The organism is Deinococcus sp. (assembly GCF_025362455.1).
GTDB lineage: Bacteria > Deinococcota > Deinococci > Deinococcales > Deinococcaceae > Deinococcus.
The window spans coordinates 1-12,827 of sequence record NZ_JANYGJ010000109.1; the positions used below are offsets into that span (position 1 = coordinate 1).

Sequence of the window (12,827 nt, forward strand, 5' to 3'; positions counted from 1 at the left end):
AGAGCAGATGTCATAAAAAGACCCTTTTTATGACCGAGCGGAGCGAGTAGTTTTAACTGAGCAGGACGCAGAATGGAGGCGCGGGGAGGCTGTTTTCCCCGTGGCGTAATTCGGAGTACTGTTCTAGGATCTCGCCGTTTAGCTCCACGGTCCTCGACTACACTCACAACAACCCGATTACTGTACTGAATCCCGTTCGACTGCATGGAAAACGAGCGCCTTGTCTCGACGGCCCTTTTACTGTTCGGTTTTACGGTTCGGTGGGGACGTACTCGAAGCTCGCGCCCAGCGTTTCCAGGTGGCGGAAAAACTGCGGGTAGCTCTTGCGGATATGGTGGGCGCCGGTAATCCGAATCGGGGACTGCGCCCGCATCCCGATCAGGGTCAGCAGCATAATCATGCGGTGGTCGCCCTGCCCGTCCACCGTGACGCCGCCCGCGATACTGGGCGCTCCGCTGATGCTCAGGCTGTCACCCGTCTCGGTGACGTACAGGCCGAGTTTTTCCAGCTCGCGGCGGGTGTCCGAGATGCGGTCACACTCCTTGAGGCGCAGGGTCAGCACATTCTCCCAGGTGGTCGTCCCCGAAGCGCTGGCGGCGGCGGCACTCAGCGCCTGCACCGCGTCGGTAAAGCCGTCGCCGTCGCGGGTCACGGCGTTCAGGGGCCGTCCGCCGCGCACGGTCAGCACGTCTCCGGCCCGCTGTATGTCGGCGCCCATCTGGCGCAGCACGCTGACCGCCTCCCGCTCACCCTGGAGGTCGTGTTCGCGCAGGTTGCTGAGCCGGACCTCGCCGGGCAATAGGGCCGCCGCCGCCAATATCGCCGCCGAGCCGGGGTAGTCGCCCGGCACCGTGACCCGGCCCGCCGAGTAGGTCTGAGCGCCGGGAATGTCGATGCGGCTCAGGTCCGCGCTGGCCGTGGCCTTCACGCCAAACGCCGCCAGCGTGTCCAGCGTCTGGCGCAGCGGGGCGCGACTTTTGATGTCGCCGCTCAGCCGGAGTTCCAGCCCACCGGGCAGCAGCGGCGCCAGGAACATCAGCGCCGAGGCGTACTGGCTCGACTTCCCGGCGCTGACTTCCAGTTTATTGTCAACGGTGCCGCCCCGCACTGGCCCGCTGATGCTGATGGGCAGCCGTCCGGCGTCGCTGCTCACGCGGGCGCCCAGCCGCTCCAGGGCTTCCAGCAGATCGCCCTGGGGCCGCTTACCCAGCGAGTCGGGGTAGTCGGTGAGGAAGGTGGTGCCCTCGGTCAGCACCGAGACGCCCATCAGGAAGCGGGCCACCGCGCCCGCGTTGCCGGGGTTGAGCGTCACGCCCGCTCTGGGACGCGCCCCGAAGCCCCGGATCACGGCGTCCTCACCAATAAGTTCCACGCCCGCGCCCCAGTCGGCCAGGCAGCGCAGCATGGCGCCCGCGTCCTCGCTGGTCGCCACGCCGATCACGCGCACCTCGCCCTCCGACAAGGCCGCCGCCAGCAGGTAGCGGGTGGTGTAGTTCTTGCTCGGCTGGGCACGCAGGCTGCCGCGCAACTCGGAGGCAGGCTGCACCACCACGTCGAAGGTGTCGGGCATGCCGTCGGGGTGGACCGGACGAGGGGCGGCAGTGGTCATGCCGCTACGCTACTACGCCTGGAGCGGCCAGACATTCCGGCTGTCTGTATCGGCCCGGCTACCCCATAGTATCCAGGCATTATCCAGGCCGGGCCGCTACACTCTGGGTCTGATGTCCAAGGTGACCACTCGACTCGTTCCCGGCCAGCGCTGGCAGTACCGCACCCGCTCCGGCGAGGAAAGCTCACGCCTAGAGCAGTACTCCGAATTACGCCATGGGGAAAACAGCCTCCCCGCGCCTCCATTCTGCGTCCTGCTCAGTTAAAACTACTCGCTCCGCTCGGTCATAAAAAGGGTCTTTTTATGACATCTGCTCTAATGATCCTCAAGCTGGAGGACTGGCGCGGCGAAAGCGTCGTCCACGTCGCCCTGGACGGCCTGGCCCTGAAAAACCCGCACGCCCGTGAAGGATTCTCGACCTCACTGGGCCACACCCCCGTCAGCGAAACAGCCCTGCGCCGCTGCCTGAGCGTGCTGGACGATGAGCACGCTGACCTCCCCGATTACGAATCCGGCTACGACAACTGGAAGGCCGCCGCTGAGCAGGGTCAGGGCGCTCACTTCGCCGTCGACCTGGCCGAGATCGTGGAGTCGCTGGAGCAGGCGCTCAACAGCGTCCAGACCGGGCCAGAGCGAGGTCTGTTCCGGAAGGTCTGTTCCGGAAGGTCAACCCCGGACTGCTCAGCGCTGACGCATCTTCTCGTTGAAGGCCGCTGAGCTGCCCCGCGCAATCGACAGGGTGTGCCACCCCGCGCCGCGCAGGGTCCGCACCAGGAAAATAAGCTGGTAGACGTGCCCGCTGTAGTGCGCCACCTGCCGCTGAACCGCCTCCAGCACGGTATGCGCCTCGCCCCGGATGGTCAGGGTCCGGGTCAGATCGGCGGGCACAGCATGGTCGAGTGCGCCTAAAAAAACAGTCCAGCCCGCGTTCCAGACGGTCATCAGCTCGACGGCGCTCATAGTGCGGTCCTCGAATTCGGTGTCACGGTTACGGCCCTTCGTTTCACCGTCCAGCCCCTCACGGTAGCCGCGTTGCAGTTCGCCCCAGCGCGAGTGCATGTTGCCGCTCAGGTGCTGAATCAGGATGGCGACAGAATTGCCGTCAACAGACAGGACTGTGCTCCAGTCAGCTTCCGGCAGTTGCGCCAGGGCCGCCTCACCCAGCGCCCGGACACCGCGCATCCGATTGCGCACATCGTTCAGATACAGTTCTCCCAGGCTCATAAGCCAGTTTACTTCTCAGCACTGCTATTTCTGGCTATTTCTGCGGGTACGTCCGGCCCTTCCAGCTCACCTCCCTGCCCAGGGCGCGGCGGTAGGCGGGCAGCGCCAGCAGCGGCGTGATCGGTGAGAGCAGCCCTTCGGCCAGGTCTGCGGGTCGGCGGCGCCCTGTGACCAGATTGACCAGCGTGCGCTCCAGCAGCCCGGCCACTCGCAGCCACAGCGGCGCCGGAATCAGCCAGGGCAGGGTGTAGAACAGCAGGTGCCAGACCATCGAGAGGATGAGCAGGGGCCGCGAGTGCAGGTGGATGGCCAGCGAATTCTTGCCGAAACCGGCCACCGACTGCGGGTAATTGCCGTACATGGTCACGCCGACGCTGCCCGATCCCAGCGCCAGGGTCAGGCGCCCGCCCTGCTTCTTGAGACGGCGGGCAAACTGGGTGTCTTCCAGAATCTGGTTGCGCACGCCGCTGTAGCCGCCCGCCCGCTCGAAGGCGGCGCGGCGAAAGGCCATCAGTTGGCCGTTGCCGGTGCTCAGGCTGGGTTGGGGCCAGCTCACCATCGGGTAGGGCAGGTAGCACAGCACCACCGCGTCGACCAGCGGCGTCAGAAAACGGGCGCCCAGACTCAGTTGTTCAGGCCGGGGCAGCACGCTCAGCAGATCGGCCCTCTTCTCTTCTAATTCGTGCAGCACGGCGCCCAGCGCACCGGGATGCCACAGGACATCGGCGTCGGTGAACACCAGGATGTCGCCGCCCGCCGCCCGCCCCAGTTGCTGACAGGCCCAGGGTTTACCGTACCAGCCGTCGGGTAGGACTTCGCCCGTGATGACCGTGGCGCCCAGCTCACGGGCCACCTCGGCGGTGCCGTCGGTGCTGCCGTCGTCGAGAATCAGCAGTTCGTCGGCGCCCTGGGCCAGCATACCGGGCAGCGTCCGCGCCAGGTTTGCCGCCTCGTCACGGGCCGGAATCAGCAGCGAGACGCGGGGGCGCCGAGGTGGCAACGCCTGCGCCTTCAGACGCGGAAACGTCAGCGCATTGACCAGCAAAATCACGCCCTTGACGGCGAAAAACGAGGCCCCCGCAATCAAGTACGCCCGCTTGAGGTGTCGGGCAGGCGGCAGGCGACTCATCGGAGTGCAGTCTAGGGCGGCGAGTGCGCGAAGAGGGCCTGAAACGTTACTCATGGAAGGAAGGCGCGTGGCGCGTGGTCTGTGGGAAGGGAGGGAGGGCATGAGCTTCTCCCACTTGCCCTCACCCTTCCGCCGCTTCGCGGCTCCCTCCCTCTCCCAGAGGTAGAGGGGCCGACAACGTGCGCTCAGACGCTGTTTTTCGCTGAAGTCGATCAGCATATTCCAGCGCAGTCCGTTATGGGCAGGTGCGGAGCAGGGGCACCCCACGAAAGCGGCAACAATGTAGAGAATGCGGCGAAGAATAGTGCGTGTGGGACGAGCTGGGAAGTACCATGCCTAGCGCAGCGCTAACTCCCTCCAGGGTTCTATCGACACGTCAGCTCATTACGAGAGGTGAAAGGTCTTATCAGGCAGAACGGACTGTCGTCGTGAACGGAGCGGCCAGCGGGCAGGCGTCCCCAGGGGGAGGAGTGGCGTGCCCAGGCGCATTGGCAACGAGCTGAGGCCCAAGCAACCCAACCGCCAACCCGCCCATCCAGCCCAGCAAAGACGCAGACCCGCCCACGTCAGAGTCTGACGATCAGCCCGCCCGCCGTCAGCCCGGCCCCGGTGCCGACCAGCAGCACGGTGTCGCCCGGCCTGGCTCGCCCCTCGCTGAGCGCCTGGTGCAAGGTCAGCGGCAGACTGGCAGCGATGACGTTGCCCAGATACGGCAGGGTCACCTCGATTTTGTCTTCCGGCCAGCCGTAGCGGCTCATCAGTGAGAGACCCGCCTGACTGGCCTGGTGCGGCACCACCCGGTCGATGCCCGGCAGACCTGTGCTGAGGCCGGGGCGCAGGCGTTCCAGAAAGCCCGGCACGACCCGGCTGGCCAGTTTGAGCACGCCCAGTCCCTGCATGTCGAACAGATAATCCACGTCGGTGACCCCAGGGCTGCGGTTGTTGAGCAGGCTGCCCCCGGCGCGGATGCGGGTGTGCTCGGCGCCCTCCGGATAGGTCTCGAAGCGGGCGGCGTGCAGGCCCTGGCCGGACTGCCGCACTGAACCAGTCTGGGCTGGCCCCAGCAGCGCGGCGGCGGCGCCGTCACCGATCAGCAGGCTGCTCTCGGCCTGAGCGAAATTCAGGCCCAGACTGCCCGACTCGGTGCTGACGATCAGGACATGCCGGGCCTGAGCACTGGCGATCAGCAGCGCGGCGTGACGCACGGCCAGCAAAAAGCTCAGGCAGGTGCCGTGGAGGCTGTAGGCGCTCAGGCCGCTCAGACCCAACTCGCGGGCGAGCAGCGCGGCGCCGTCGGGAATCGGCTGGAGCTGACTGCCGCTGGCGTTGAGCAGCACGTCGATGTCGCTCAAGCTCAGTCCGGCCTGGGCCACCACCTGCCGGGCCGCCTGAGCGCCCAGTGCCAGGGCCGTTTCACCTTCACTGAGCCAGTGCCGCTGCTGCACGCCGCTACGGGTTAAGGCTATATGCGGGTCCACACCGCACAGCGCGGCGACCTCGGCGGCGGTGACCACCCGCCGGGGCAGCGCCTGGGCCGTGGACAGGATGCGAAACGGCAACGGCGCGGTCAGGGTCATGGCTCATTCTGCACCCAAACGCGGTGAGAATGACAGTCTGTCAGGAGTGTGTTGGTCAGGAGTGTGTTGGTCAGCAGTCCGGCGTCCAGCGCTGGCGCACCCGCTGGCGCTTGGCACCCGGTACGGCAGCCTCCAGCGGGCCGCAGCTCAGCTCGGTTTCGGTCACGCCAAGCCGTTGCAAAGCCGCCTGCACCGCCTCCGTCGCCGTCGCCCTGATCGCCGGGGCGTCGGGTTCGAGCTGAAGCTGCACCGTGCGCTCGGCGGTCTGCTCGGCCCGGTACTCGCGCAGCCCGGCCACCCGGTTCAGCGCCCCCCGCACGAAATCCGGCCAGACCGTGACGCGCCCTCCCGACACAGACGGCAGACTCAGCGCCTCGTCCTGGCGCCCGGCCACCGACTCGATGCGCCGCGCCGCCAGGCCACACGGGCAGGCGTCTCCCAGCCGCAACAGGTCGTTTAGGCGGTGACGGATCATCGGCTGGGCGCGGCGGCGCAGATCGGTCAGCACGGGCCGGACGTACCCGCCGCCCACGTCCTCGAAGTCGAAGTGGACGTGCGCCTCGTTGAGATGAAGCTGGCCGTGGGCGCAGGGCAGCCCCAGCAGGCCCTCGGTGGCCTGGTAGACCTGCACCACGGGACCGAATCCGGTGCTCAGTGCCAGCTTATCGGCGTCTTCGAGCACCTCCGCCACGCTGACCACCTGTACGGGCGAGGCCAGCGCTCCGGCGTCCAGCAGGGCACGCAGCACGCTCGGTGGGCCGATCAGCAGCGTCGGGTTGTACGAGCTGAGTTCGGCGGCCAGCTCCGGCAGCGGGCGCAGCAGATCCAGAAACCGGAAGTGCAGCCGCGAGCTGGCCACGCTGCGGTAAAGCTGACCCTCGGCCCTCAGCACGAAGGCGACGCGCTGCCGGGTCAGCAACCCCCCCGGCCAGTTCGGCAGCAGATGGCGCAACGTCACCCCGGCCCAGGCCAGCCGCTCGGCCCGGCTGACCAGAAACGCCCCCTGGGCGCCGCTGGTGCCGCTCGACAGCCCCACCGTGACCTCGCCTGAACGGGTGCGGATGGTGGGCGAAAAATCGCGGGTGTCCTCGGCGCGGCGGGCCACCGCCAGCACCTGAGCGAGCGTGAGCCCCACGGTGTTGAGCTGAGCGAAGTGCTCCATCATTCCCGCCTTGTCGGTGGGGGGCAGGTGTCGCCACTCGCCGGGTGTCAGCTTCGCCTCACGCAGTCGCCGGGCCACATCGGCGCTGTGGGCCGCCACCCAGCGCAGATGCCGGGCCGCCAGCCGCCCCTGGTGGCGCTCCAGCGCGGCGCGGTCCGTGAACATCAGGCGGCTCTCGCCGAGCGCGTGGCGCAAGACGCTCAGGCGCTCAAACACCGGGTCGTTCCGGTTCAGGCGATTCCGGCTCAGGCATGGCTGCTTCCGGAACATCATGGCTGACGATCACGCGGGCCAGCGGATGAGCCTCCAGCCAGCGGCGCAGCTTCCGGCGGCTCGAACGCTCCTCCCCGGCGTCCCAGAAGGCCAGGCGGGCCAGCGGATGCACCTCGCCGCCGCGCCGCAGCGCTCCGGCGCTCCAGGCCGCGTCGCTGGCGAGCAGGGTCAGTCCCCGGCCATCGCCGGTCAGCTCGGCGCCCAGCTCGGTTCTGACGACCAGCGCCAGCATACCGGGCGCGTGGCCGGGCACCTTCAGGGCGAAGATGCTGGCGTCACCGAACACGTCGGCCACTTCCTCGAACGGTCCAAAACCGGGCGGCGCCGCCCGAAAGTCCAGCGCCCGGCTTCTGGAGGTAAAATCTGGCGGCAGCAATTCCGGCAAAAAGGCCCGCCGCACGGCGCTGAGGCCGCGCAATCTCAGCAGCGGCGCCGAGGCGGCCTGATCGAGATGGAACGTCGCGGCTGGAAAGTCCCGCAGCGCCCCGACGTGATCGGCGTGCAGGTGCGAGACGATAACGTGCCCGACGTCAGCGGCCACGATGCCCAGCCGGGCGAGCTGCGCCAGCGCCGTCTGAGCCGGGGCCAGCCGCACGGGCGTGACCAGGCCGTAGAGCAGCCCCGGCCAGCGGCGCATCAGGGCCACCACGCCTGGGCTGTAGCCGGTGTCCAGCAGCAGCGGGCCGCGCCTGGGGTGGAGCAGCAGCGCAAAGCCCGCTGGGTAAGCCCGCACCCGCCAGGCCGCGCCGCGCTCGGTCAGCGCCGCGACGTTCAGGCACTCGCCCGCCGCCAGGGGAACGACCCGCACGGCAGTTTGTTCAGAACGTGCAGCCGTCATTTCAGGGCCGCGAATACGGCGTCCAGCCCGTCTCGCGGATGAATGGTCGGCTGATAACCCAACTGGCTGCGGGCGCGGCGCAGATCGAGCGTCATGGGCCGGGTCAGCAACCGGACGGCGCTGGCGGTCACGGGCGGTTCGGGCTGGCCGGGGCGCAGGCGGTAAATGCCTTCGAGCAGCGCGGCGGCGCCTTCGAGCAGCTTGGCGGGCACGAGGCGCGTCGGGCGGGCCACCCCCAGCGCGTCGGCCAGGCGGTCCAGCGTGGCCCAGATGGGAATGCTCACGCCGTCGGTGACATTGAACACGCCGCTCGCCTGGCCTTCCAGCGCCCGCCGGGCCGCCTGGATGACGTTGCGCACGTCGGTCAGCTCGGTGTAGACCTCGCTGCGGCTCAGCCTGGGCAGCCGCCCGGCCCGCAAGGCCCGCGCCAGCCGGGGCATGATGCTGGTGTCGCCGGGGCCGTAGATGCCGCGTGGGCGCAACACGGCAGTGCCCGGCAGCGCCAGCCGGACCTCCAGCTCGGCCAGAAATTTGCTGCGGGCGTAGCGGCTGTCGAAGTGCCGCCCAAAGCTTGCCGATTCAGTGGCCGATTCCGGCACCTGATCGCTCAGGCCCGTGGCGTTGTAGACGCTGGGCGTGCTGATATGCACCAGCCGCACGCCCTGCCGGGCACAGGCGCGGGCAAGCTGAGCGCTGACCTCGATGTTGTCGGCGCGAAACTCCGCCCAGGAACCCCACAGCGTCGAGCGGGCCGCGCAGTGCAGCACGGCGTCTGTGCCGGTCAGCAGGTCTGCCGGGCCACTCCTCAGATCGGCAGCCTGGAAGCGCACGCCGTCCCTTTCCAGCGCCGCGCCCAGTTCGGGGTTGCGCCCGGTGCCGGTGATCCGGTGGCCGCAGCGCAGCAGCTCCCGCGCCGCCGCGCCGCCCAGGAAACCGGTGGCGCCCGTCACCAGAATGTGCATAAGCCCAGAAGGTGCATAAACGCAGGATAGTGTGGCGAGCGGCCCGGCAACGCCCGAAGGCTGGATTGCCGCTCTGCCCGGCTACAACCCGAAGCGCCGGTACACGTCGTCCACGTGGCGCAGATACCAGGCCAGATCGAAGGCCGAGTCGAGTTCGGCGCTGCTGAGCGGGTTTTCCGGATCGGCAGCCAGCAGCTCGCGCAGGCCCTCACCGGTTTCCCAGGCCCGCAGGCTGTGGCGCTGCACGACGGCGTAGGCGTCTTCCCGCGCCATACCTTTCTCGTCGATCAGCAGGTGCAGCACGCGCTGGCTGAACACCAGGCCGCCCAGGCTGTGCAGGTTGGCCAGCATCCGCTCCGGGTAGACCACCAGGTCACGGAGCACGCCGGTCAGGCGGCGGGTGGCGTAGCTGGCGATGCTGGTCGCGTCGGGCAAGATGACCCGCTCGGCGCTGGAATGGCTGATGTCGCGCTCGTGCCAGAGGGCCACGTTTTCCAGGCCGGTCACCAGGTAGCCGCGCAGCAGCCGGGCCATGCCGGTGACGTTCTCGGTCAGGATCGGGTTTTTCTTGTGCGGCATCGAGCTGCTGCCCTTCTGGCCCTTGCTAAACGGCTCCATCGCCTCGCGGACCTCGGAGCGTTGCAGGTGGCGAATCTCGACTGAAATCTTCTCCAGGGTGGTGCCGTAGATGGCCAGGGCTGAGAGCACCTCGGCGTGGCGGTCGCGGGCCAGCGTCTGATTGGTGACCGGCGCGACTTCCCAGCCCCAGGCGGCGGCCACCCTGACCTCGACTTCGGGGCTGACGTGCGCGTAGGTGCCCACCGACCCGGAGAGCATCACCACCCGCACCCGCTTTATGGCCGCGCCCAGGCGCTCCAGATCGCGGTCCAGGGTGGCCATCCAGTTCAGGAATTTCAGCCCGAAGGTCATCGGCTCGGCGTGGATGCCGTGGGTGCGGCCAATGGTCGGCGTGTGCTTGTAGCTCACCGCCTGGGCGCGGCAGACCTCCCGCAGCGCCGCCGCGTCGGCCATGACGGTGCCCAGCGCCTCGTTCAGCAGCAGGTTCTGGGCAGTGTCCACCACATCGGTGCTGGTCAGGCCGTGATGCACGAAGCGCGCCGAGTCGCCGTAGCGCTCGCTCAGCGCGGTGGTAAAGGCCACGATGTCGTGCCGGGTGAGCGCCTCGATCTCGGCCACCCGTTCGGCAAAGGCCTCGTCGAGCGGATCGGCGCCGGAGCGCTCCACCAGGTCGGCGTGGGCGGCGGCGGGCACCTCGCCGAGCTGCGCCTGGGCCTGCATGGCGCTCAACTCGACCCGGAGCCAGGCGCGGTACTTGTTGGCCTCGCTCCATAAGGTCTTCATATCGGGGGTCAGGTAGCGGTCGATCATGGGCCTACCCTAGAGCATTCGCCACAAACCGGAAAAGGCAACGCTAGAACCGCCGCTCCACCTCCTACTTCGACGCCTCGTTCAGACCCACGTACAGCAGCCTGGCGCTCGGCATCTTGAGGGCGTCGCCGGGCAGCAGGGCGTTCCAGGCCGGGTCGAAGGGAATCACGTCCGGCAACTTCAGGGCACGCTGCAACTCGTTTTGGTAATCCGAACAGTAGCTGGTGCCGGGGGCGCCGCTGAAGCTGTAGAGCTGCGGCCCCAGGCGGTCGACCTCGGCTTCCAGCGCCGCGAACTGCGCGGGCCGCACGCCCACGTCGAGCACGATGACGGCGTAGCGGGACAGCAGCGAGGCGGTGGGGCGGCGCCCGGCCAGCTTGGTCAGCCCCGGCTGATCGGCCATGACGCCCGGCTCCAGTTGACGGGCCACATGCGAGCACAGCCCCCAGAAATTGACGGCCTGAACATCGCGCCAGCAGGCGACCAGCACGCTGCCCTCCGGCGCCAGCCTGAGCGCTTCAGGAATACTGACCAGCTTTTCGGGCGGCACCAGCCCCGTGCGCAGCAGCTTGGCGGCTGAGGTGTCCGTGCCCACCGGACCGGCGCGGAGCGTCAGGGTAAGGGGGCCGCGTTCCGGCAGCACTCCGTTGCCGGTGAGCAGGGCGCAGCCAGTCAGCGGCAACAGCAGCAGGGCCAGGGCGATCAGGCGGACGACAGACATGCCCATAGTCTGACGGATGCAGGTCACGCGCAGATGACGGCGCCTTTCGCCGGAGCGCTCACCCCTCACCTGCTCCGGGCTCATCAAGCTTTAGACTTACTTCATTAGACTCGTTTAACTTGTTAGACTTGTTTCATATGACGCCGCCTAACTGCGACCTCCGCGCCGACCCCGATCTGAGCGTCCGAGCGGCCTGGGAGCCGAACCCGTGAACAACCGCAGCCTGGGCCTGTTGATCGCCATGCTGGCCCTGTTCAACGTCGGCGCCGTCATCAGCCTGATCTTCGCCCTGGGACACGGCGACTGGCACGGCCTGAGCACCCTGGCCTGGATGCTGGGCATCGACGCCTTCGGGTTCTGGTTGCTGCGGCAGTTGAGGGACTGAAGGGGGGGGCTTGTGGCGCGTGGCTTGTGGCTTGTGGGGCAGGCGGGTTGTGGGGAGGTTGGGAGTGGGGAAAGATGGAGGGGCATGAGCGGCGCTCACTTCCCTGTGCAAGCCCTCTGCAAGCACTCGTCATGAACGGAGCGGGCAGACGCAGTGGCAACGTGCCAAAGCCCAGGCAACGCAACCCAACCGCCAGCAGCAAGTCCGACACGAACACTCAGGGCAGCCTGGGCATCTGCTCCGGCGTGACACCCAGGAGCACCAGCACCAGCGCCGCCACGAAACAGGTTGCAAACAGAGCCGACGCGAACAGCAGAAAACCGAGGAGCACGCTGCCCACCGCCCGGCCAGGGCTCAGGCGCTGGGCCACCGCCAACGACTGCACCAAAAGCAGCAGGCTCCAGCCGGTCAGCACCAGGCTCAGGGCGCCGTACAGCGCGGCCAGGGCGGAAGCGCTGTCGGCGCCGAGCGGGGCCAGCACGTAGGAGAGCAGCAGGGGCAGGCTGCTCCAGGCGGCGGCCAGGCGGACACCGCGCAGCGTGCCTGCGCCGCCCAGCACCCGCCCGGCGCCCAGCAGACCCAGCGGCCACACCAGCGCCTGCAAGGCCCCCACCACCGCGCCCACGACCAGGGCGACGTTCAGCACGTTAGTTCCGGGTGGCAACCGCAGCGCCAGCAGCTCGCGGACCTGCGGCGCCAGAAATGGCAGCAGCCCCCCGGCGAACAGCAGCGGCATGGCCCAGGCGTCACCCTGACCGAACTGGAGCATGTTGGTCAGGGTCAGCCCCGGAGCGGTCCAGATGCGCTGCCAGGGGTTGACCGGACCGGCGGGAGCGGTGGGCGGGGTGGGGGCAGGCATGAGGCGCATTCTGGCATGGCCCGGCAGCCGTTCTGCTTATATCCGGCGCCAAAAGTGAGCTGCCCAGAGTGAGCTGCCCAGGGTAAGCTGAGGTCGTGCCCGCCGCCGAGTTGCCCGCCGACGAGTTGTTGCGCTGGACACAGACACCCAGCCTGGTGGGCCGCCTGGTGCGCCTGGAAGCCCTCAGCGCGGCCCACGCCCCGGCGATAGCCCGCCGCGCCAACTTCGCCGTGCTGCTCAGCGGTCAGGTGGCGGGGCGCATCAGCTACAGCGAGGTCCGGCCCACCGACGGCTGGCTGGAAATCGGAACGATGCTGACGCCGCCCTACTTCGGCACGGCGGCCAACCCGGAGGCCAAGCTGCTCTTGCTGACGCGGGCGTTTGAGGTGCTGGGCGCGGGCCGCGTTCACTTCAAGGTGGACGAGCGCAACGAGCGCAGTCTGCGGGCCATGACCAGACTCGGCGCCGTGCGCGAGGGCACGCTGCGCCACTAGAGCAGATGTCATAAAAAGACCCTTTTTATGACCGAGCGGAGCGAGTAGTTTTGACTGAGCAAGGCGCAGAATGGAGGCGCGGGGAGGTTGTTTTCCCCGTGGCGTAATTCGGAGTACTGCTCTAAGTATTTCCTTGTCAAGCTTTAGGTTTACCGAGCGGAGCGGGCAGGCGTGCCCAGGCGGACTTGCAAAGCTCCGCAGGAGA

Annotated in this window: 13 protein-coding genes; 3 read left to right on the forward strand and 10 right to left on the reverse strand. The window is 68.1% G+C overall.

Annotated elements, in window-relative coordinates; translation table 11 throughout:
- Nucleotides 1-250 precede the first annotated feature (250 nt).
- Nucleotides 251-1,609, reverse strand: a complete 1,359-nt coding sequence (gene aroA, locus Q0R23_RS08615) for a 3-phosphoshikimate 1-carboxyvinyltransferase (RefSeq protein ID WP_293912116.1) — start codon at nucleotides 1,607-1,609, stop codon at nucleotides 251-253.
- Nucleotides 1,610-1,912: 303 nt separating this feature from the next.
- On the opposite strand from aroA, the gene Q0R23_RS08620 reads away from it, so the two are divergent.
- The gene (locus Q0R23_RS08620) at nucleotides 1,913-2,326 is read left to right on the forward strand and encodes a hypothetical protein (protein ID WP_293912117.1); all 414 of its coding nucleotides are present in this window, start codon (nucleotides 1,913-1,915) and stop codon (nucleotides 2,324-2,326) included.
- Here the strand turns inward: Q0R23_RS08620 and Q0R23_RS08625 are convergent.
- The 8 genes from Q0R23_RS08625 to Q0R23_RS08660 all read right to left on the reverse strand — a co-directional run bounded on the left by Q0R23_RS08625 (nucleotide 2,291) and on the right by Q0R23_RS08660 (nucleotide 10,884).
- Nucleotides 2,291-2,833, reverse strand: a complete 543-nt coding sequence (locus tag Q0R23_RS08625) for a DUF1572 family protein (protein WP_293912119.1) — start codon at nucleotides 2,831-2,833, stop codon at nucleotides 2,291-2,293. The two genes, Q0R23_RS08620 and Q0R23_RS08625, sit on opposite strands and share 36 nt — an antisense overlap.
- Nucleotides 2,834-2,867: 34 nt before the next feature.
- On the reverse strand, nucleotides 2,868-3,962 hold the full coding sequence (locus Q0R23_RS08630) for a glycosyltransferase family A protein (RefSeq protein ID WP_293912120.1): 1,095 nt from the start codon (nucleotides 3,960-3,962) through the stop codon (nucleotides 2,868-2,870).
- Between the two features lie 566 nt (nucleotides 3,963-4,528).
- Complete coding sequence (locus Q0R23_RS08635) at nucleotides 4,529-5,539, reverse strand: 3-oxoacyl-[acyl-carrier-protein] synthase III C-terminal domain-containing protein (protein ID WP_293912122.1); 1,011 nt, start codon at nucleotides 5,537-5,539, stop codon at nucleotides 4,529-4,531.
- Between the two features lie 70 nt (nucleotides 5,540-5,609).
- The gene (locus Q0R23_RS08640; protein WP_293912124.1) at nucleotides 5,610-6,917 is read right to left on the reverse strand and encodes a F390 synthetase-related protein; all 1,308 of its coding nucleotides are present in this window, start codon (nucleotides 6,915-6,917) and stop codon (nucleotides 5,610-5,612) included.
- Nucleotides 6,910-7,782: an MBL fold metallo-hydrolase gene (locus Q0R23_RS08645; RefSeq protein ID WP_293912125.1), complete on the reverse strand. Its 873-nt coding sequence runs from the start codon at nucleotides 7,780-7,782 to the stop codon at nucleotides 6,910-6,912. The genes Q0R23_RS08640 and Q0R23_RS08645 overlap by 8 nt, the downstream gene beginning before the upstream one ends.
- Before the next feature lie 26 nt (nucleotides 7,783-7,808).
- On the reverse strand, nucleotides 7,809-8,774 hold the full coding sequence (locus Q0R23_RS08650) for an NAD(P)-dependent oxidoreductase (protein WP_293912126.1): 966 nt from the start codon (nucleotides 8,772-8,774) through the stop codon (nucleotides 7,809-7,811).
- An 81-nt stretch (nucleotides 8,775-8,855) separates the two neighbouring features.
- Complete coding sequence (gene purB / locus Q0R23_RS08655; protein ID WP_293912128.1) at nucleotides 8,856-10,163, reverse strand: adenylosuccinate lyase; 1,308 nt, start codon at nucleotides 10,161-10,163, stop codon at nucleotides 8,856-8,858.
- A 64-nt stretch (nucleotides 10,164-10,227) separates the two neighbouring features.
- Nucleotides 10,228-10,884: a hypothetical protein gene (locus tag Q0R23_RS08660; protein ID WP_293912130.1), complete on the reverse strand. Its 657-nt coding sequence runs from the start codon at nucleotides 10,882-10,884 to the stop codon at nucleotides 10,228-10,230.
- 208 nt (nucleotides 10,885-11,092) lie between these two features.
- On the opposite strand from Q0R23_RS08660, the gene Q0R23_RS08665 reads away from it, so the two are divergent.
- Nucleotides 11,093-11,269 (forward strand): hypothetical protein, encoded by a 177-nt coding sequence (locus Q0R23_RS08665; RefSeq protein WP_293912131.1) that lies wholly within the window; start codon nucleotides 11,093-11,095, stop codon nucleotides 11,267-11,269.
- Between the two features lie 217 nt (nucleotides 11,270-11,486).
- Here Q0R23_RS08665 and Q0R23_RS08670 read toward each other — a convergent pair whose 3' ends face one another.
- The gene (locus Q0R23_RS08670; RefSeq protein WP_293912133.1) at nucleotides 11,487-12,128 is read right to left on the reverse strand and encodes a hypothetical protein; all 642 of its coding nucleotides are present in this window, start codon (nucleotides 12,126-12,128) and stop codon (nucleotides 11,487-11,489) included.
- A gap of 95 nt (nucleotides 12,129-12,223) precedes the next feature.
- On the opposite strand from Q0R23_RS08670, the gene Q0R23_RS08675 reads away from it, so the two are divergent.
- Nucleotides 12,224-12,622 (forward strand): GNAT family protein, encoded by a 399-nt coding sequence (locus Q0R23_RS08675; RefSeq protein ID WP_366520407.1) that lies wholly within the window; start codon nucleotides 12,224-12,226, stop codon nucleotides 12,620-12,622.
- Nucleotides 12,623-12,827 lie beyond the last annotated feature (205 nt).

What these genes read in the sequence shown, in the direction of transcription:
- aroA (WP_293912116.1), bottom strand. Translation starts at nt 1,609, where the DNA reads ATGACCACTGCCGCCCCTCGTCCGGTCCACCCCGACGGCATGCCCGAC.
- Q0R23_RS08620 (WP_293912117.1), top strand. Translation starts at nt 1,913, where the DNA reads ATGACATCTGCTCTAATGATCCTCAAGCTGGAGGACTGGCGCGGCGAA.
- Q0R23_RS08625 (WP_293912119.1), bottom strand. Translation starts at nt 2,833, where the DNA reads ATGAGCCTGGGAGAACTGTATCTGAACGATGTGCGCAATCGGATGCGC.
- Q0R23_RS08630 (WP_293912120.1), bottom strand. Translation starts at nt 3,962, where the DNA reads ATGAGTCGCCTGCCGCCTGCCCGACACCTCAAGCGGGCGTACTTGATT.
- Q0R23_RS08635 (WP_293912122.1), bottom strand. Translation starts at nt 5,539, where the DNA reads ATGACCCTGACCGCGCCGTTGCCGTTTCGCATCCTGTCCACGGCCCAG.
- Q0R23_RS08650 (WP_293912126.1), bottom strand. Translation starts at nt 8,774, where the DNA reads ATGCACATTCTGGTGACGGGCGCCACCGGTTTCCTGGGCGGCGCGGCG.
- purB (WP_293912128.1), bottom strand. Translation starts at nt 10,163, where the DNA reads ATGATCGACCGCTACCTGACCCCCGATATGAAGACCTTATGGAGCGAG.
- Q0R23_RS08660 (WP_293912130.1), bottom strand. Translation starts at nt 10,884, where the DNA reads ATGTCTGTCGTCCGCCTGATCGCCCTGGCCCTGCTGCTGTTGCCGCTG.
- Q0R23_RS08670 (WP_293912133.1), bottom strand. Translation starts at nt 12,128, where the DNA reads ATGCCTGCCCCCACCCCGCCCACCGCTCCCGCCGGTCCGGTCAACCCC.